Genomic DNA, 19,200 nt, shown 5'->3' with positions numbered 1-19,200 from the left:
ACACGACACTGAAACTAGTGCGGATTCGCCTCAACCGCCTGTGCCACAAACTCGCCGAAGGCCCGACTGCCGTCACCGGTGGGAATGGTTTTTTCCAGTTGCAAGGTGTCCGCATTGATCACGGAAACGGAGTTGCTGAACCAATTGGCGACATAGATATGCTTGCCGTCGGGATGGGCGGCTATGCCTTCGGGGTATTCGCCCACCTTGATCGTGGCGATGACTTCGCCCCGGTCGGCCGCGATGACCGATACGGTGTTGTCGTATTGGTTCGTCACGAACAGACGACTACCGCCGGCGCCCAAAGCCACCGCATAGGGTCTGTCGCCGACCGGAATGGTTTTCAGTAGCGCCATGCTCTCCGCATCGACCACGGAGACGTCGTTGCTTTCCACGTTGGCGACGTACAGACGGCTGGCTCTTGAGTCCAGTGTGACGCCGAAGGGGTGCTTGCCGACGGTGACCGTTTTCTTGACTTCCAGCTCGGCGGCATCGATGAGCGAAACCGTGTCGTCGTCCCGGTTCGACACGTAAATTTTCGCTCCGTCCGGACTCACAGCGACACCGGAAGGAGAATGCCCAACCGGAATTCGCTTCAGTACTTTCGAGCTATCGAGATCGACCACGGAAAGATAGTGTCCGTACCAATCCGCCACATAGGCCCTCGTCCCGGCCGGATCGACCGCAATGCCCAACGGTCCCTCGCCCATGGGCAAGGTGGCGATCACGTTTTGGGTGCGTCCATCCAGAACCGTAACGTCTTTACTGCCGGGGTTGGTGACGCAAATCCTGGCGCCGTTTCGGCTGACGGCGACGCCGGCCGGCTCCGACCCGACTTTGACAGCCTTGACGACGGTTCCGCTCGCCGTATCGATCACGGATACGCTGTTGTCCTTTTGGTTAGTGACATAAGCATAGGGTTCGGCGGAAACGTCACCGACCGAGGAAAACAGGAGAGCGGTGGCGTACGCCACCGCTTTCGCCCGATTTACCGAATCGTAAACGCCAAACATGTCGTTATTTCTTCTCGGCAACGGCTTTCAGATTCGCCAATCCTTCCTTGTATAGTTCGGTAACCGCTTTGAGGGCGGCTTCATCGCTCTGCTCCGGCGGAGGATTGTTATTCATGAAGCTGCGATAAAAGGCGCCGTTCCATTCCACCTTGGAACCACCGGCCGGGTTCGGTTCGACTTTGATATTCGACGAATAATTGGCTACCGGCAGATCCTTGGGATCGACTTCGGTGATCTTGTATTGCATGGTCATTTTGGAGGCATCGTAGCTCTTGAGTTCTTCCTTGATCACGCCGCCGCTTTTCAGCTTGAGTTCCCGCGTCGCGCCTTTCTCGGTACCGCCTTGCGCCGTGGTGCTTTCAACCGGCGGCAACCATTTCTGCGGATTCGCCCAGTCGCCGACAAGGGCCCAAACCGCGTCCGGCGTGGCGTTGATGTCGACTGTTTCGGTAACCTTCTGACGGCTCGGACCGTGGGCATTCGCAAACCCCGCCCACAGCAACGACAGGACGGCGACTAATGACAAGAGCTTTTTCATTATTTTCTCCTGGTGTGAACGAACAAAGCCGAAAGTATAAGGCAAATTGCTTATGGGTTAGGAGATAATTTCCTGAGCGTAACGCCGCAGACTCGCGAGGATTTCCAGATCCTTGGCGGATAAGCCGGGAGATGTTTCCAGCGCATCGATTCTTGCTTGATATTCGCTCAGAACTATACTTCCGCCACATCCCTGAACCGTCAAGCGCCGGATGCGATACGCTTCCCAGCGGGCGGCTTCTTCCGCCGACAAAGTCTCGGAAAAGTTTCGAGCACGATAGCGGAAAACCAGCTCCGGCAGACGTGCATCCTTAAATGTTGGTTGCGCGCGGCTTAATTCATCCGGAGACAAACCGCGTAGCCATTTTAGAGTCGCGCGATCGGCATCGCCGATGAATCCGTCATACAGCATGAGATCGGGATCATCCATAACCATCTCGACACCGTTGAATTCCATCACTTCCTGGATCTTCTTCGCCAAGGTCCATTCCCGCTTGAGTAAATCGAGGTGGCGGTTACAGCGAGAAAGGTCGATTTGCAGCCGTTCCGCATCTTCGGGACGCAGAGCCGATAACGGCGCGATAACGGGGCATTTGTTCACGTGGACCGTTTTCAGCGGAACACGCTCGACGCCGGGCGGCAGTTTCGCAACCGGAGTGAACAGGCGTTCCCGAAGCTCTTCAGCACTCAGGGTGACGAGTGGCGTGGGATCGACGGAAAGATCGTAAACAACTATCCCGTTCGGATTTCGCGGATGCTTGACGAGCGCAACCACGACGGCAATACAGTGCCGCTCTGCGGCGAATTTTTCCGAAACGTGCAAGACCGGCTGCATTGCGCCGAACCGCAGCAATTCGAAGGCCTCTCTCTTCCCGCGATTAGAAAAAACGAAATTGAAAAGCTTGGGCTGGCGCTCGCGAACCAAACGCGCTATGGCGATGGTCGCCCAGACGTCGGCCAAGGCGTCGTGCGCATTCTCGTGTTGTATTCCGTTAGCGACCGTCAGCGCGTCCAATCGTAGGCTCGGCCTGCCGGAATCGTCCGTGGGCCATTCGATGCCCTCGGGCCGGAGCGCCCGAGTCAGTCGCAGCATGTCGATGATGTCCCATCGGGAATTGCCGTTGCGCCATTCCCGTTCATACGGATCGAACAGGTTGCGGTAAAGACAGTTTCGGGTGACTTCGTCGTCGAACCGAATATTGTTATAGCCGGCTACGCAGGTTCCCGGCACCAAGAACTGATCATGAATCCTGGCGATAAATTCCGCTTCCGTGACGCCCCGCTCCGCAGCCAACTGAGGCGTTATGCCGGTAATCAGACAAGCTTCGGGTACCGGCAATACATCACGCGCGGGCTTGCAGAACAGCGTTACGGGTTCGCCGATCGGATTGAGTTCCAGATCGGTTCGAATGCCTCCGAACTGCGCAGGACGGTCGCGCCTGGGATCGGTCCCGAAGGTTTCGTAATCGTACCAATATAAGGAAGAGCAGGCGGACATGTGCCGGAAGTACCTAGGGTTTACGTGTCCAAGCGAGGAACGTAAACCGCCACGGTACTGTCTTCATCCGGCACATGGGTTGTTTGCGGGAAAAAATCGTTAATGTATTAGCGCCTATCCGCTGGCGACTGTGGGAATTAAAGCGCCTGTTGATCAGGAGTTTTCGGCCATAGCTTCGAGCTTTCGCCGCTTCTCGCATTTCTGAACGCAAACGCATTCGCCGTTGTTTACGCCTCCACAGGTGCCTTTGATGGCGCCTCGCCCGAACATGACGCCTATCGCCATAAAGAAGATAACGGCGGCTATCACCGCAAAAGTAATCAGAAACAGTGTCATCGTTCGCCTCGACTAATCCAATAAGGATGATCTTAAGGCAAGCCCCCATCGCGGGTTATTCCATTCGGCATTCGAGTGAACACTCATCGTAGGGTGGGTTAGCGGAGCGTAACCCACCGATTCGAGGTCACTCGGTGGGTTACGGCCTCGCGGCCTAACCCACCCTATAAAAATTAATGCCTTGTTGAAAGCGGTTTGGAATTACACCGAAACGGGTATGCCTTCAAAAAATGTTGTCGACTTTACTACGTTTTCCAAAAAAGAAAAGCGGGAGGCGCCCGAAAACCCCTCCCGCTTTCTCGGCCGGACGAACCGGGCGGACTAGCCGCCGAAATCGTCCAGCATGATGTTTTCCCTTTCCACGCCGATGTCTTCCAGCATTTTGATCACGGCGGTGTTCATCATCGGCGGACCGCAAAGGTAGTATTCACAATCCTCCGGCGCCGGGTGGTTCTTCAGATAGTTCTCGTACAGAACGTTATGAATGAAGCCGACGTAGCCGGTCCAATTGTCCTCCGGTTTCGGTTCGGAAAGACCGATGAACCACTTGAAGTTCGGATTTTCTTCCTGCAGCTTGTTGAAATCGTCCACGTAGAACATTTCCCGCAAGCTACGAGCGCCGTACCAGAAGGTCATCTTCCGCTTGCTCTTCAACCTGCGAAGCTGGTCGAAGATGTGCGAGCGCATCGGCGCCATACCGGCGCCACCGCCGATGAAGACCATCTCGTTGTCGGTGTCGCGGGCAAAGAACTCGCCGAACGGCCCGGAAATCGTCACCTTGTCGCCCGGCTTCAGATTGAAGATATAGGACGACATGACCCCCGGCGGAATGCCATTGGCTCCCGGCGGCGGCGTGGCGATACGGACGTTGAGCATGATGATATCGCTCTCTTCCGGATAGTTCGCCATGGAGTAAGCGCGAATGGCCGGCTCCTTGACGACGGATTCGTACTGCCACAGATTGTACTTGTCCCAATCGTCACGGAAGCGTTCTTCGACATCAAAATCCGAGAACTTCGCATGATAGGGCGGGCACTCGATCTGGATGTAGCCGCCGGCGCGGAAATTGACATGCTCGCCCTTGGGCAGTTCCAGCACCAACTCCTTGATAAAGGTCGCGACGTTATGGTTCGAGCGAACCGTGGTCACCCATTTCTTCACGCCGAAGACTTCGTCATGAACATGGATCTTCATGTTCTGCTTGACGGTGACCTGGCAGGCCAGACGATCCCCATCCGCCGCCTCTCGCTTGGTGATGTGCGAAAGTTCGGTGGGCAGAATGTCGCCGCCGCCTTCGTGCACTTTTACCCGGCACTGGGCGCAGGTACCGCCGCCGCCGCAAGCCGAGGATACGAACAGATTGTTGTCCGCAAGCGCAGTCAACAGTTTGGCACCGATGGGAACGTGGATGGTCTTTTCGTCATTGATCAGGATATCGACGTTGCCCGATGCGACCAGCTTCGATTTCGCGCCGAGAATCACGAAGACCAGGGCAATTACGATCAGGGTGAAAAACAATACGCCTAGGATGATTTCCAACATTGTCTTATGCCCTGCCCCTTACAGTTGAATGCCCGAAAACGCCATGAAGCCCAGCGCCATCAGGCCTGCCGTGATGAACGTGATGCCCAGGCCGCGAAGTCCCGGCGGCACGTCGCTGTATTTCAGCTTCTCGCGAACGCCCGCCATGGCGGTGATCGCAAGAGCCCAGCCGAAGCCGCTGCCGACGCCGTAAACCACGCTTTCGTTGAAGTTGTAATCGCGCTCGATCATGAACAGGCTGCCGGCGAGGATAGCGCAGTTCACGGTGATGAGCGGCAGGAAGATGCCGAGAGCGTTATAAAGTGCAGGGAAAAAGCGATCCAGCACCATTTCCAGGATCTGCACGATCGCCGCGATCACGCCGATACACGCCATCAAAGCGATGAAGCTCAGGTCGACGTTTTCCAAACCCGCCCAGGACAGTGCGCCTTCTTTCAACAGATAGGTATAGATCAGGTTGTTGGCAGGAACCGTGAGCGTCTGCACGATGACAACGGCGATGCCGAGGCCGACTGCGGTTTCGATCTTCTTCGAGACGGCAATGAACGTGCACATCCCCAAGAAGAAGGCCAGCGCCATGTTCTCGATAAAGACCGACTTAATAAATAGGTTGATATAGGCTTCCATCAGTGTGCCTCCCCGTGAGCCGGCATGATGGCGAAGTCAGCCTTCTCGACTTGTTGCGGCTTCCAGGTACGCACCGCCCAGATCAGCAATCCGATCAGGAAGAAAGCGCTCGGCGGGAGCAACAGCAAGCCGTTCGGGACATACCAGCCGCCGTCCTTCAAAAGAGGCAGCACGTCGATGCCGAGCAGTTTGCCGGAACCGAACAGTTCGCGGATGACGGCGACGGTGATCAGAATCAGGCTGTAGCCGAGGCCATTGCCTATGCCGTCGAGAAAACTTTCCCACGGCGGATTCTTCATCGCATAGGCTTCCGCGCGTCCCATGACGATGCAGTTGGTGATGATCAGACCTACGAACACCGACAATTGCTTGCTGATTTCGTAAGCGAACGCTTTGAGAATCTGATCCACCACGATCACCAGCGAGGCAATAATCACCATTTGAGCGATGATACGAATGCTGCTCGGAACGTGATTGCGGATGAATGCGATACCGGCGCTCGAGCAGGCGGTGACCGAGGTCAACGCGAGGCTCATGATCAGCGCGGTCGATAGCTGCGAAGTCACCGCCAGAGCGGAACAGATCCCTAACACCTGCAGAGTGATGGGGTTGTTATCGACTAACGGTTCGACAAGAACTTTCTTGTGTTCTTCATTAAGGTTCATCGGCTTAACCCCTCTGAGATCTAAGCTTTGCCAGATAAAGTCCGAAGCCTTCCCTGCTCATCCAGTAGCTCACCAGGTTGCTGACGCCGCGGCTCGTGAGCGTAGCGCCTGCAAGCGCGTCCACCTGATATTCCGAGCCAGGTTTAGACGGATCGACGGAACCTTTTACGAGGCCCAATGCAACTTCCCCGATCTCGATTTGCTGGCCTTTTTCGGTCAGGTTGCTCTCATGCAGCTCCTTGCCGGTGAAGTTGTAGACTTTTTTTCCCTTCCAAAGCGCTTTCCACTTCGGATTCACCACTTCGCCGCCCAGGCCGGGAGTTTCCGCCTGATCGTAAAGATTGAGGCCGATAACCGTCTGCGCATCGGCTTGCAGCGCCATAAAACCGTACATGGTGGACCACAACCCGTAACCGCTGACCGGCAGGATCACCGACTTCAATTGGCCGCCCTCCTTGACCAAGTAGACCTTGGCGTATTTGGGCTTGCGCTTGATATTGGCGATATCCTTTTCCGGCGGTATGGCCTCGCTCATCGCCGGATCCTTGGCTGCCTTGCGCTGATCGAAGGTTTTCGGATCGATCGAATCGACGTAATCGCCCGTTGCCAAGTCGACGACTTTCGGCTCGATATTCTTGAAGGCCTCGTCGACCTTGGTTCCTTCATCCAACAGGCCCGCCACCTCGAGAATGTTGACTTTTTCGTCCTTGGACTTATTGCTTTCCTGCAGCGGCTTGAGCGCAACGGCCGAACCCGATACCAATACCGCTCCGACCAGGCACAATGCGAAAGCGACGGCGAGCGTTTTCTGGAAACTGTCGTTCGGCAGCACCAGAATCTTCTGCGCGTACTCGTTCGCTTTTTCGATGAAGCCGGCGATTTTATCGGACAGCTGCGTTCCCGCTGTGTTGGGATTTGCTGAATCAGGCATGACGTCTAACCCTTCTCGTGATATTCGCTTTAATTACGGCGTAGTCGATCAGCGGCGCGAAAATGTTGGCGAACAGGATGGCCAGCATGATGCCCTCCGGGAAAGCCGGATTGACGACGCGGATCAGCACGGTCATGAAACCGATCAAGGCGCCGAAAACCCAACGCCCGGCATTGGTATGCGCCGCGCTGACCGGATCGGTGGCCATATACACCGTGCCGAAAGCGAAGCCGCCCAGAGTCAAATGCCAGTACCAGGGCATCGCGAACATGGCATTGGAATCGCTGCCGACGATGTTGAACAAGGTGGACGTTGCGACCATGCCGACCAGGACGCCGGCCATGATCCGCCACGAGGCGATGCGCGTGTAGATCAGGAATGCGGCGCCGATCAGACAGGCCAGGGTCGAGGTCTCGCCCAGCGAGCCTTGCTCGAAACCGAAGAAGGTCTGCCACCAAGAGATGCCGCCCGCCGTGATCGCGTCGACGCCTCCCAAGGCTCCGAAGCCCAGAGCGGTCGCGCCGCTGAATCCGTCTACCGCGGTCCATACCGCGTCGCCCGACATGGAGGCCGGATAGGCGAAATACAGAAATGCGCGGCCGGTGAGCGCCGGATTCAGGAAGTTCTTGCCGGTGCCGCCGAAAATTTCCTTGCCGATCACGACGCCGAACGAAATACCGATGGCCACCTGCCACAAGGGCGTATTGGGCGGCAGCGTCAACGCGAACAGGATGGACGATACGAAGAAGCCTTCGTTTACATCATGCTTCCGGACGACGGCGAACAAGACTTCCCATATACCGCCCGCCACGAGCGTGACGATATAGATCGGGAAGAAATACAAGGCGCCGTGCATCACAACGGAAATCGGATTGACCGGGTTGTAGCCGAAAACGTCCATGATGGCACCGCGCCAGCCGGGTGCCGAGGCGATACCCATGCTCTCCATGGCCGAGTTGGCCTGATAGCCGGTGTTGAACAGCGCCATCAGCAAACACGGCAGAGCCGCGATCCAGACGTAGGTCATGACCCGCTTCAAATCGACTGCGTCGCGGACGTGAACCCCGCCAGCCGTCACATCGGGAGGGCTATAGAGAAAGGTGTCGACCATCTCATAGATCGGATAGAGCTTCTCCAGCCGACCGCCATGCGCGAAGTACGGATGTATCTTGTCTAAGAATTGCCTAGTACGAGACATTAGCCTTCCTTCTCAATTTGGGTAAGATTCTTGCGAAGCACCGGGCCGAAATCGTGCTTGCCCGGATCGACGAAGGTGCAAAGCGCCAGGTCTTCTTCGTCCAGTTCGAGACAACCCAAGGCCTGCGCCGTATCGGTGTCGCCCACGATCAGGGCGCGCAGCAACTGTGTCGGCAAGATATCCATGGGCATCACTTCTTCGTAGACACCGACCGGCACGATGGCTCTCGCGCTGCCGTACTTGGCGCTGGTAAAGGCGAACTTACGGCCCCGTTCCTTGGGAAGACTGGACAAAAGCACGTTCAGGAAGGAGTACTTGCCACGGTCCGGGATTACCCATCCCATGAACTCTCTTTGCCGCCCTTCCTCGATTACGCTTACTTGATTGTGATAACGCCCGAGATAATCCGACCATCCTTCGGCCTTTTGGCCGTTTAGGACGGAACCGGAAATCACCCGCGCTTCTTTATCCGAGCCGACTTCACCCTGCACCAGATCGCTCAGATTGGCGCCCAGCCGGGTGCGAATGAGACGAGGGCGTTTGACCATCGGCCCGGCAAGAGAGACGACACGCTCTACGTTCAGCCGGCCGGTGGTAAACAAGCTGCCGATTGCCATTACGGTCTGATAATCGAGGTGCCAGACTATCTTCGTAGCGCTTACGGGATCGAGGTGATGAATATGGGTGCCCACGAGACCGGCGGGATGCGGCCCGTCGAACTCAGCCGTTTCAATGTTGTTCGTATCGACGGAAGGCAACGAATGATTCGGGGCCTTGCAGAGATAAACCTTTCCTTCGGTCAGTTTGGAGATGACAGTCAATCCGTTCTTAAAATCCTGGGCCCGTTCTTGGATGATGACATCGGGCTGCGCAGCCAGCGGATTGGTATCGATCGCCGTAACGAAAATCGAATGGGGTGCCGTATCGGGATCGGGAACCTTGCTGTAGGGACGGGTTCGGATGGAGGTCCATAAGCCGGAAGCCAGCAAGTTTTCTTTTACCTGCTCGACACTCAGACCGGCGAGATCCGATTGGCCATACGATTGAAACTGGACGCTGTCATTGCCGTCCAACTCGATGACCACGGATTGAAGCACGCGCTTGGCGCCGCGATTGATCGCCTTGACCACGCCACATCCGGGCGCAGTGAACAAAACCCTAGGATACTGTTTGTCCGAAAACAGCACGTCACCGAGCCTGACCCGGTCCCCCTCCGAAACATTCATGGAGGGCTTCAACCCGACGTAATCCAAACCCAGTAACGCTACGGATTTAACAACGTTGCCGTCGTTGTGTATCGTTTGCTCGGGCTCCCCAGTGATCGGCAGATTCAAGCCTTTCTTTGTTTTGATTAGCATATATACGCCTGTGGATCGCACAAATTAACGGCCAAACCACCCCTCTCGCATTCCTGCAATAGGTTCAAAGAAGACGGCAGAGGGAGTGCTAAGATGTTTTCGGCTTAAGGCGCACCGAGAGAGTGCCACGGTTTTTATCAAAACGTCGCGCTCCGAATCGAAGCCGCGCGCAGCGAGAGGTATGCTCGGCGTTTCCCTAAGACTTAGGTAAACCGTCAGGTATTAGAACACAAATACCTGAGTGGCTCAACGCACTGAGTTCTTGAGCTAAAAGGAAAAATAGGCGCTGAGACGCTAATTTTAGTTACAGGACTATTTCAAAAATCCGCATAAAAAAAACGGGCCTAGGCAAAGCCGCGGCCCGTGACAACATCCCAGAGGATTAAGAGGTCTAAAACGCAATGTCGCTAACCCGGAGAAAGCTATAACAAGTTGGTCGACCAAAGAGGAGATGGAGGCAAATCAACTCTGTGCGTTCTCAGGTGGTGAAAATACTAGCCTAACGAGATCATACGGTTTTGATTTAGATCAACAAACGCATGCTTTTCCAAGGTTTCTTTTAGCAATGAGTTCAAAGTAGCCATGTAACAAGCATGTTACTAGCCACTCGACTGATGTCTTAATACAATAGCCTCGGGAGTCGGCCAGACAGTCGCTGCCCAGATCATTGATATGGGGAGAGGAAAGTCCGGGCTCCGCAGGGCGAGGCGCCAGGTAACGCCTGGGAGGCGAAAGCCTACGGAAAGTGCCACAGAAAATATACCGCCGCGCCTCCTTCGGGAACGCGGTAAGGGTGAAATGGTGCGGTAAGAGCGCACCGCGCTTCCGGTAACGGGAGTGGCAGGGAAAACCCCGCCTGGAGCAAGACCAAATAGGGGGGCATTGGGGGCAACCCCTAACGTGCGGCCCGCACGGCTCCCGGGTAGGTCGCTTGAGGCGCGCGGTGACGCGCGCCCTAGATGAATGACTGTCCACGACAGAACCCGGCTTATCGGCCGACTCCTCCCCATCTTCGAAATACCTAGCTGTCTAGTCTCGCAAGGACCGGAAAAGGCATCGAGATCGTGCGCAGTTTCCGCTGCAGCGCGGCATGATCATATCTTCCCGTTCCATCCAATGAATCATTCCTGAGAGCGGACTGCTGTCGACAGAAAACCGATAACTGTGCGGTTTAAGCTTGGCCATACGGAGTGCGGGTTGGAGTTCTCGCAATACCAGGTCTTTACCCCATTGGCACAGCCGGAGTAGGCGACACATCCGTTCGGCAAGGCTTCTACGGCGCGCCCGTCGCACTTGTTACACTTTGCCCACCATTCAACGGTACCTTTCCCATAACCGGGAAAAACCGTGTCTTTGGAGCTGTGCATGACCAGGACCGACAGCGGTTTGGGACAGGAACGATCCGCCAGATCATCCGCGCGGATTCCGACCGCACTCGACACAATAGCCGCCGGAATGTCGCGGGTGCCATTGACGAAGGCGATCCCCATCGAAATAGTCCCGCCATCGGAATGGCCAGTCAGGAGAATCCGGTTCTCGTCCACACACCATTTTTCCTGGATATGCCTCGGAATTCCGGCGAGCTCGATGAGGGCTTCCGGGGCCATGCGCCGATGGTCCACGTAGGCGATGATGAATCCGGCCGCCGTGGCGTCCCGCGTCAGATAGGTAAATTGCTCGTTGCGATTGCGATTCTTGCCGTGGGGTGCATAAACCATCAGCAGGGGATGGGCAACCGTAGCGTCGTAATTCACCGGAGTGCGCACGTTATAACGGATCCCGTCGGGGGTCTCCTCGTCGTCCGTGGCTCCCGCTTGGCCCGGACGGGTACCGGCTGCGCAACGTCGGGTATCCGGTCCTATCCGGTATTCGGCTTTGCTCAAAATCTGCGCTCCCAATTGATGTTCCAGATCATCGCCTACCGCGTCCTGGGCGGTTTCACCCAATCCGGTGAATGCCCCCATGAACAAGAGTGCCGCGACCATCATGATGGCCGGTCGATCGGGCTCCTTGCTCTTCCACGGCCAGACCCACCGAGGCTTGACCAATCCTACAACCAGCAGTGCGATGGACAGCAACACCAATAGTCGAAAAATTATTGCCAACCCTAAACTCATAATCTTAGACCTTTCGTGAGGGTGAGGCCGGTCGGGGCATCCGGTTCCGCCGCCGGTCATTACAAAAGGAAAACGTCTTACGTGGCTGACCGACTCTCATCAGCGAAGGCCACTTCCAGGCTTTCCGCCCATCCCGAATAGCCGATGGTGGGCAATACCTCGGCACCGGTACACCGAGCGGTGTCGGAATCGACATTTACCCCGACACCGTTCACGAAACGGTTCATGTAGTTGACGACACAGCACACGCTGACCGCATCGACGAAGGCCTTTTCGTCCCAGCCGGCGGCGAAGATGGCGTCGGCGTCTGTCTTGGTGATCCGGGTTGGGGCAAGGGTCAGCTTTTTTACATAGCGGAGGATGGGTTTCAGCTTCTCATCGACCGCGGCGGTCTCGATGTCGGCGTGAAGCTGATCGAACACCGATTCGTTGACCCCAAAGGCCACCGCGGCGGGGATATGGGAGCTGTAGCAGAAATCGCAGGAATTCAGTCCTGAGATATAGGTGAAGAGCAGTTCCCGGTCACCATTGGTCAGGGGGGATTCTTCCCGCATAATCTCGTGGATGAGGCGCAGGATCAGGCTGCCGCGCTTCGGATATTTGGCGAAAACATCCGGCAAGTTGGTTACGCCGGGGCTGGACGGTAAGAAGGACATAGCAAGTCTCCTATGGCGAGGTTTTTCTGTAGTCATCAGTGAAAAAAAAGGGCTTCTGTCTCGCATTCAGGTTTTGCGCAGCCTCCTTCTCCACGGTGTTTTATGAGTGGTAATGAGGGCGGGCGAAACGTGGACTCCATCAGATTCTTGGCACTGCTCTGTACCGAACGGTACAGAATCCGCCGAAAAACGGCGCCACCGCAGCAGGGACGCCCCATACCTCTATCAGGCGGTTTTCGTATCGAGCATCGCTAGCGCCGTGACCACCACATCTTTCAAATTCTGCCGGCATGGCGCGACGCTGCCCAGGACCTGAACACCGTAATAGGTTGCTACGAGGAACTTGGCCAAAACCCGCGGGTCCCGGTTCGGCGTAATCTCCCCGGCGACTTGGGCGCGCACCACCATGTCGAACAGGGCGTCTTCCAATTGAGCCACGCCGGCTTGCACCACCTCTGCTACGTCCGGATCGCTGCCGCGGAATTCCAGCGCGGTCTTGCCGAACAAGCAAGTGCGGCGATGGTTCAGGGTCCGCTCGATCAGCCGCTCGAACAGCCTCCGCAGACTCTCGACTGCCGAGGCTCGGTTCAGAAGCTCGCCGGACTGACGCACCAGCATCGTGGTGTCCCGGAAATGCTTGAGCGCCAGCAGAAACAATTTCCGCTTGCTGCCGAATGCCGCATAGAAGCTCCCCTTGCCGATGCCCATGGCGCGCAGCAGTTCGCTCATTGAGGCGCCTTTGTACCCTTTGCGCCAGAACACGTCCATCGCGCCGGCGATGGCTCTCTGGGTGTCGAACTCTCGTTGTCTCATACCGGCCCGCCGAAGAAAAACCTGATTCTGTTCCAAACGGTACAGAATATTGTCGCACTGGCTGGGCCGAATCAAGAACGGCGAGTGGCATTTCAGACACCGGCCTGCTCCCGTAAGCCGGCCATTCTGGCCTGAAGGAACTTGATTCCGAAGGCGATGGCCGTGACCAGAATGGCGATGAGGGCGGCGAGGAAGTCGCTGTTGATCACGTCCTCATCGATTTTAAGTCCATAGGTTCTTAGATAAGTAACCAAGAAATACGAGGGCTGCACCGTCATTGCCGAGATGATCACCGGAACGATAAACCGGTCGAGTACCTTGTATTCGGTAAGCTCCATATGATCGAAGAATAGCTTCATGGTGACATACCCCGGAATAAACATCATCATTATGGTAATACTTATGCGTACCATATAATGGGTTATCGGGACTATAGTAAATACTGACATGATCAATATAAAGATCCCGCTAAACCCGAAGATGCCCAACCACAGCAACCAGTCTTCACGGGAGAAGTGAATCGCGTCTTTCATGGATATGTCCTCGATTTCTGAATAGGGATGTGTGGACACCGGATAGTGCTGCGATAGGCTGCCTCTTTCGCTCGCCTCGACCATCCGCGAGTCAAGGATTAAGGTCAAGCACTTCTTCTATCTTATTGAATGGAAGCGATGCCGCTTCATTAGCACGCCTCACCGACTCCGCATCCTGGGCTTCGAATAAACAGGTGCAGCGGGAATCAGCCGGGTAAAAGTTAGTCCGTATGTATCTTACCCGTACGCCTTCTCGGGAAAGTTTATCGCTCGCTGTGATAGCGGCCTTTTGGGCTTCAGACAATTGTTCAGGGGTAATGCCAGACAATTGGCGCTGTACGGCATAAATTGGCATGAGTTTTCTCCGTGTTTTTGGATATATCAAATAATGGAAATCAGGTTTGATTAAGCTCCAAGCCTTCAAGAGTCCAGTTAATCCGAAGCGTATCGTCACCCTGAGATCCGCCGGTGTAATGGATATTGCACGCAAAGGCGATGTTTTTCCGCTGTCCCGAAGCGTCACGCTCCACAACGTGCGAGCTAACAAGGTAGCGTCCATTGGACAGTTGCCATACTCTGTGGCCGCTATCCGTAAATTCAATCGTGTCGGAAGCGCCTAACCGATCCTGGACGAAATGATTGCAGTGCAAGGCCGCCATTTGGCTTAGGTCTTTGCCGTCGAACGTTGATTCTTCCTGGAATACATCCGAACTCGCGACAGTCTCGACGAACGGTGAAATGACCTTCGTCTGCAAGATGTATAGTCCGATGACAAAGGCTACGAGTAGAAGGCCCGAATATCGGCTTTCCAAAAGCTTGGATAACAAACTGGGATTCGTCATGGTGGGTTTCTCCGAGACTTTAATAAGGGTTTCTGTGATCCATAAATCTCATGGTCATGGGCGTCTTTACAGCACCGTGCTCCACTCCGTCCTCTGCCGGAGGGTAAAAAAAGGCCACTGCCCAGGGATTTCCGTTTCGGACAGTGGCCTCTAACTTCAGGGTTTATGGCTGCTCAACATTTACCCGAAGAAGGCCATTCGGCTTCCGATCACGCCAATTCCGGACATAGTTCTTTCTTGATCAATTGGGCGATATCCATAACAACCAGCGAGATAACCCCCATAATGGCAAGCCCGGTCCAGCCAAATACCACAAAGCCGTAGTGCAAGGGCGCTACAAATAGCTCTTCCATGAACCAGAAGGTGTGGCCCCATTCGTTCAGTCCCACGTTCGGCAGAATCATGAACGGACCGACAACGACGACCAAATAGGCCAGGGAAAACCCGTTCTTCGCAAATGCCGGCAGGCGGGTATGCGCATACAGGAACGCGGCACCCCCGCTGATGATGTAGATCGGATAGCTCAGATAGAACTCGATGATGTGCGACGGCGTGAAGTCGGTGTCGCGCACGATCGTCTGGTGCCAGGTGCCGTCCTGTTCGGTGAAGTAGCTGCCGCCCCAGTACAGTGCCCACGCATAGCAGCACATCCAGATTCCATGCGTCATGTGGCGGTATAACTGCTCCCGCGGCGTTACGGCATCCATGTCTCGAGTCCGGGTCTTCCACAGATAGCCCCACAGAATCGAGGCGGTGATCACTTCCAGTACGATTTCGGTGTACAGGAAGTTCATCCAGTACGTCTCGAATTCCGGTGCGAACGAGTCGAGACCGGCGGACCAGCCGTAGACCCCTTCGTACCAGCGAACCCACATGTAAAACACGAGGTAGAGTCCAAGACCAAAAACGAGCCAACGCTTATCCAGCAGTGGTTTCTCTTGGGCGGCGATCCCACCCGCTTGTTGTATAGTAGCCATATATTTCCTCTTACTGATGAAATTAAACAATGATTGACGGATGAACTGGATATACCCAAGAATCATCCGGCGAAGATTCTGACATGAAATCGAACTAAAAATGCAACATTAAGGTATTAAAGAATTTAATGACGGTATCAAAAAATCTAATTTTAAAACTGTCCAAGGTTAGTCTTTAATGCAGCATCGCGGGAAGAAATTAACCGTATATTTTGAGAGTAACTCTCAGCTTATATCGAGATATTTTTATTTATCTTGGTTGGGCACTTTTGCAATAATTATTTGGCTATACAAACGAATCTGCTCCAGAGTAACCCGCGACGCACAGACTATAATCGGCAAATACCAGGTTAACGAGGGCAAAAGATATGTGCGGAAACAGATACCTCAACAAAATAGTCTCGGCCTTGGCCGTTTTAATTCTTGCTTCATTTTCCGGGGTGATCCGCGCACATGGCGGCGGTTCTGGAATCGACGCCGATTCCTGCCGGATTGCCGTCGGGTCTCACTGGGTGCATTTCACGGCTTATCAGCCGCAACTCACGGGAACTACGGAGTACTGCAAGGCCATTCCGGACGTTGGACAGTCGACCCTGGTGTTCGACTACGAAGGTAAAGCACTACGTCGGATGACGGTTGAGTTTGAAATCACACGAGAACCTGACGGGACAAGGATGTATTACCAACCGCCGACGATCCATTCGTCTGGGTCGACCAACGCGACGATCAATTTTACGGAGCCGGGAAATTATCTCGCGCACGTTACCCTGATAAATGAGGGTGAGGAAGTGGATGCGCATGTGCCATTTTCGGTGGGTACGGCGCAAGCAGGTCCTTCTCTTCTGGCAACTTTGGCCATCACTATGCTGGTACTGGCCGTGATCTATATCCTTTATCTCACCAATGTTTCTTTCAAAGGAACCGTTGATCGCCTGTGCCGAAAGCCGGCGAGAAGTGGCACATCGGCTTTGAAGCCTTAATAAAATGTCAGCTCCCATGGAAGAAACCATGCCCTCTTCGAAGTTCGGGGCGTGCTCCGTGAGGTTTTGGGTCAATCCGATTGAGGTTTCTAACCATCGAAGGCGAGCCGCGACGTTACCTGTTCGTTGCCATCGACCGGACCACCCGCTGGGTCTATCTCACTCTCGAGGTCAACCGTACCGCCCGGAGTCCCAAGGTGTTTTTGAAATCTGTCGGCTAGGCTGCTCCCTTCCGCATTCAAACGTACCTAGCCGACAACGGCTCGGCGTTCGTCGATCATTTCATGAATTGCAGCCAGCAGTCGTCCAGCGACCATCGTCCGACCGTACCTGTGCCCTGCAAGAGATCGAACACCGCCTCATCCCGCCGCGTCGTCCGCAAACTAATGGCATGGTTAAGCGCTTCAACGGAGGTCCTGCAAAGCCATTGCTTCGATTTCCATCTAGGGCTTGGAATCCGCCCTGCGCCGCTTTATCACGCTTTACAACCATCACATTCTCCAGCGAACCTTGGGATACCTCATCCCGATTCAGGCTCTCAAACACTGGCAAACCGCATCATTTCCGCCTCTTCCATAAAGAGGTTTATAAGCAATAAGCAGGCGGGATTTGACAAGTAAACACCATAACAAACCGATGAGTGGACGAATTAATGAAAAATGCGATTCCGTGGATAATCAGTGCCATTGCACTGGCACTGCTTTTCCTCCATTTTGGTCCCCGCATGCCGGTAGATCCGGGAGTACCTTACTCGCGGTTTATCTCGGACGTACAGGAAGGGCAAGTAAAATACGTGAATATCGATGGTCAGATGATCCGAGGCATGCTCGGAACCGGCGAGAAGTTCACCACTTACAGTCCTGGCGACGACCACCTGGTGGACGACTTGTTGAAGAATCACGTCGAGATCAAGGCTCAGCCGCCGGAATCCCAATCACTGCTGATGCAGATCTTTATCTCGTGGTTCCCGATGTTGCTGCTGATCGCCGTGTGGATTTTCTTCATGCGCCAGATGCAAGGCGGCACGGGCGGAAGGGGGGCTATGTCCTTCGGTAAAAGTCGAGCCCGGCTTATCGAAGAAGATCAAGTCAAGGTGACGTTCGCCGACGTCGCAGGCGTTGAGGAGGCTAAGGAAGATGTCCAGGAGATGGTTGACTTCCTCAAGGACCCGAGCAAGTTCCAGAAGCTGGGTGGCAAAATCCCGCGCGGGGCTCTGATGGTGGGCCCTCCGGGTACCGGTAAGACCTTATTGGCCCGGGCGATTGCCGGAGAGGCCAAGGTTCCGTTCTTCTCCATCTCCGGTTCGGATTTCGTCGAAATGTTCGTGGGCGTGGGCGCCTCCCGCGTACGTGACATGTTCGAAACAGCGAAGAAAAATGCGCCGTGCATCATCTTCATCGATGAAATCGATGCGGTAGGCCGCCATCGCGGTGCCGGTTTGGGCGGCGGTCATGACGAGCGCGAGCAGACCCTTAACCAATTGCTCGTCGAAATGGACGGTTTTGAAGGAAACGAAGGCATCATTGTCATCGCGGCCACCAACCGTCCCGATGTCTTGGATCCTGCGCTATTGCGGCCGGGCCGCTTCGATCGTCAGGTCGTCGTTGGGCTTCCCGACGTTCGGGGCCGCGAGCAGATCTTGAAGGTTCACATGAAGCGAGTGCCGATCGCCGACAACGTCGAGGTTCAATATCTGGCGCGCGGGACGCCCGGCTTCTCCGGCGCGGATCTGGCAAACCTGGTCAACGAAGCGGCGTTGTTCGCGGCCCGTAAGAACAAGCGCAATGTCGACATGGAGGATTTCGAGAAAGCCAAGGACAAAATCCTCATGGGTGTGGAACGCAAGTCCATGGTCATGAGCGACGAAGAGAAGCAACTCACTGCTTATCATGAGGCAGGCCATGCCATCGTAGGACGGCTAGTCCCCGAGCATGACCCCGTATACAAGGTCAGTATCATGCCGCGCGGCCGGGCCCTGGGAATCACCATGTTCTTGCCGGAGCGCGACCAGTACAGTGCGAGTAAGCAGAAATTGGAAAGCCAGATTTCGAGTTTGTTCGGCGGACGTATTGCGGAAGAGATTATTTTCGGCAAGGAACGAGTGACGACCGGCGCTCAGAACGATATCGAGCGCGCCACCACTCTGGCGCGTAACATGGTTACCCGCTGGGGTCTCTCGGAGCGCTTAGGGCCGCTGGCATATAGCGAGGAAGAGGGTGAAGTGTTTTTGGGACGCTCCGTCACGAAGCACAAGATGGTGTCCGAGGAAACCGCTCATTTGATCGATGAAGAAATTCGCTCGGTGATCGATCGCAATTACGAGCGTTCGGAGCGTATGCTGCGGGAAAACATGGAAAAGTTGCATCTCATGGCGGAAGCTTTGATCAAGTACGAGACGATTGATCGTTTCCAAATTGACGACATCATGGATGGTAAGGTTCCGCGTCCGCCGCAAAGCTGGGGCGAAGCGCCTCCGAGCGGCGGTGCTACGGGCCTGGGATCGAAGGAGACATCCAAGGGCAAGGGAACTTTCGGCAAGATTGCCGAACAATACTGAAGTCCAATTCCGGCTGGACA

General features: G+C 55.1%; 20 protein-coding genes and 1 other RNA gene. 4 read left to right on the top strand and 17 right to left on the bottom strand.

Translation table 11 applies throughout. The annotated features are described in order from the left end of the window. Positions 1-14 precede the first annotated feature (14 nt). The 10 genes from ACWJJK_RS05685 to ACWJJK_RS05640 form a co-directional block, all read right to left on the bottom strand. Complete coding sequence (locus ACWJJK_RS05685) at positions 15-1,013, bottom strand: YVTN family beta-propeller repeat protein (RefSeq protein ID WP_077728815.1); 999 nt, start codon at positions 1,011-1,013, stop codon at positions 15-17. Positions 1,014-1,017: 4 nt separating this feature from the next. After that, positions 1,018-1,551, bottom strand: a complete 534-nt coding sequence (locus ACWJJK_RS05680) for an SRPBCC family protein (RefSeq protein ID WP_077728814.1) — start codon at positions 1,549-1,551, stop codon at positions 1,018-1,020. A gap of 57 nt (positions 1,552-1,608) precedes the next feature. Next, positions 1,609-3,048: an exodeoxyribonuclease I gene (sbcB, locus tag ACWJJK_RS05675; RefSeq protein WP_454128734.1), complete on the bottom strand. Its 1,440-nt coding sequence runs from the start codon at positions 3,046-3,048 to the stop codon at positions 1,609-1,611. Positions 3,049-3,201: 153 nt separating this feature from the next. Then, positions 3,202-3,384 carry a DUF539 domain-containing protein gene (locus tag ACWJJK_RS05670; RefSeq protein WP_077728812.1) on the bottom strand — a complete coding sequence of 61 codons (183 nt, stop codon included), beginning with the start codon at positions 3,382-3,384 and terminating at the stop codon, positions 3,202-3,204. A 321-nt stretch (positions 3,385-3,705) separates the two neighbouring features. Then, the gene (gene nqrF, locus ACWJJK_RS05665) at positions 3,706-4,926 is read right to left on the bottom strand and encodes an NADH:ubiquinone reductase (Na(+)-transporting) subunit F (RefSeq protein WP_454128733.1); all 1,221 of its coding nucleotides are present in this window, start codon (positions 4,924-4,926) and stop codon (positions 3,706-3,708) included. A gap of 18 nt (positions 4,927-4,944) precedes the next feature. Next, complete coding sequence (gene nqrE / locus ACWJJK_RS05660) at positions 4,945-5,553, bottom strand: NADH:ubiquinone reductase (Na(+)-transporting) subunit E (RefSeq protein ID WP_077728810.1); 609 nt, start codon at positions 5,551-5,553, stop codon at positions 4,945-4,947. After that, on the bottom strand, positions 5,553-6,218 hold the full coding sequence (locus ACWJJK_RS05655) for an NADH:ubiquinone reductase (Na(+)-transporting) subunit D (RefSeq protein WP_086134335.1): 666 nt from the start codon (positions 6,216-6,218) through the stop codon (positions 5,553-5,555). Before ACWJJK_RS05655 ends, nqrE begins: the two co-directional genes overlap by 1 nt. Positions 6,219-6,222: 4 nt before the next feature. After that, positions 6,223-7,149, bottom strand: a complete 927-nt coding sequence (locus ACWJJK_RS05650; RefSeq protein ID WP_133717742.1) for a Na(+)-translocating NADH-quinone reductase subunit C — start codon at positions 7,147-7,149, stop codon at positions 6,223-6,225. Beyond that, positions 7,142-8,347: an NADH:ubiquinone reductase (Na(+)-transporting) subunit B gene (locus ACWJJK_RS05645; RefSeq protein WP_454128732.1), complete on the bottom strand. Its 1,206-nt coding sequence runs from the start codon at positions 8,345-8,347 to the stop codon at positions 7,142-7,144. The genes ACWJJK_RS05650 and ACWJJK_RS05645 overlap by 8 nt, the downstream gene beginning before the upstream one ends. Then, a complete protein-coding gene (locus ACWJJK_RS05640) occupies positions 8,347-9,705 on the bottom strand; it encodes a Na(+)-translocating NADH-quinone reductase subunit A (protein ID WP_454128731.1) in 1,359 nt (452 codons plus the stop codon). The genes ACWJJK_RS05645 and ACWJJK_RS05640 overlap by 1 nt, the downstream gene beginning before the upstream one ends. Positions 9,706-10,341: 636 nt before the next feature. Between ACWJJK_RS05640 and rnpB the strand changes: the two genes are divergently transcribed. Continuing rightward, positions 10,342-10,712, top strand: an RNA gene (gene rnpB / locus ACWJJK_RS05635) — RNase P RNA component class A. A 114-nt stretch (positions 10,713-10,826) separates the two neighbouring features. Here rnpB and ACWJJK_RS05630 read toward each other — a convergent pair. The 7 genes from ACWJJK_RS05630 to amoC all read right to left on the bottom strand — a co-directional run bounded on the left by ACWJJK_RS05630 (position 10,827) and on the right by amoC (position 15,643). Next, positions 10,827-11,810, bottom strand: a complete 984-nt coding sequence (locus tag ACWJJK_RS05630; RefSeq protein WP_347257781.1) for a hypothetical protein — start codon at positions 11,808-11,810, stop codon at positions 10,827-10,829. Between the two features lie 89 nt (positions 11,811-11,899). After that, positions 11,900-12,478: a carboxymuconolactone decarboxylase family protein gene (locus ACWJJK_RS05625; RefSeq protein WP_347257780.1), complete on the bottom strand. Its 579-nt coding sequence runs from the start codon at positions 12,476-12,478 to the stop codon at positions 11,900-11,902. 225 nt (positions 12,479-12,703) lie between these two features. Beyond that, positions 12,704-13,291, bottom strand: a complete 588-nt coding sequence (locus ACWJJK_RS05620; protein WP_347257779.1) for a TetR/AcrR family transcriptional regulator — start codon at positions 13,289-13,291, stop codon at positions 12,704-12,706. Positions 13,292-13,383: 92 nt separating this feature from the next. After that, the gene (locus ACWJJK_RS05615; protein ID WP_347257778.1) at positions 13,384-13,824 is read right to left on the bottom strand and encodes a hypothetical protein; all 441 of its coding nucleotides are present in this window, start codon (positions 13,822-13,824) and stop codon (positions 13,384-13,386) included. A 91-nt stretch (positions 13,825-13,915) separates the two neighbouring features. Continuing rightward, complete coding sequence (locus ACWJJK_RS05610) at positions 13,916-14,179, bottom strand: nickel-binding protein (protein ID WP_156880368.1); 264 nt, start codon at positions 14,177-14,179, stop codon at positions 13,916-13,918. A 40-nt stretch (positions 14,180-14,219) separates the two neighbouring features. Further along, positions 14,220-14,579 carry a hypothetical protein gene (locus ACWJJK_RS05605; RefSeq protein ID WP_347257777.1) on the bottom strand — a complete coding sequence of 120 codons (360 nt, stop codon included), beginning with the start codon at positions 14,577-14,579 and terminating at the stop codon, positions 14,220-14,222. 296 nt (positions 14,580-14,875) lie between these two features. Beyond that, a complete protein-coding gene (gene amoC, locus ACWJJK_RS05600) occupies positions 14,876-15,643 on the bottom strand; it encodes a bacterial ammonia monooxygenase, subunit AmoC (protein ID WP_347257776.1) in 768 nt (255 codons plus the stop codon). Positions 15,644-16,011: 368 nt separating this feature from the next. On the opposite strand from amoC, the gene ACWJJK_RS05595 reads away from it, so the two are divergent. From ACWJJK_RS05595 to ftsH, 3 genes are all read left to right on the top strand, one after another. Continuing rightward, positions 16,012-16,623 carry a PKD domain-containing protein gene (locus ACWJJK_RS05595; RefSeq protein WP_051331398.1) on the top strand — a complete coding sequence of 204 codons (612 nt, stop codon included), beginning with the start codon at positions 16,012-16,014 and terminating at the stop codon, positions 16,621-16,623. 80 nt (positions 16,624-16,703) lie between these two features. Next, positions 16,704-16,844 (top strand): hypothetical protein, encoded by a 141-nt coding sequence (locus ACWJJK_RS05590; RefSeq protein WP_347257775.1) that lies wholly within the window; start codon positions 16,704-16,706, stop codon positions 16,842-16,844. A 431-nt stretch (positions 16,845-17,275) separates the two neighbouring features. After that, positions 17,276-19,180, top strand: a complete 1,905-nt coding sequence (gene ftsH / locus ACWJJK_RS05585; RefSeq protein ID WP_156880361.1) for an ATP-dependent zinc metalloprotease FtsH — start codon at positions 17,276-17,278, stop codon at positions 19,178-19,180. Positions 19,181-19,200: the final 20 nt, after the last annotated feature.

The organism is Methylocaldum gracile (assembly GCF_053646815.1).
This window is presented reverse-complemented; position numbering and strand designations above follow the sequence as displayed.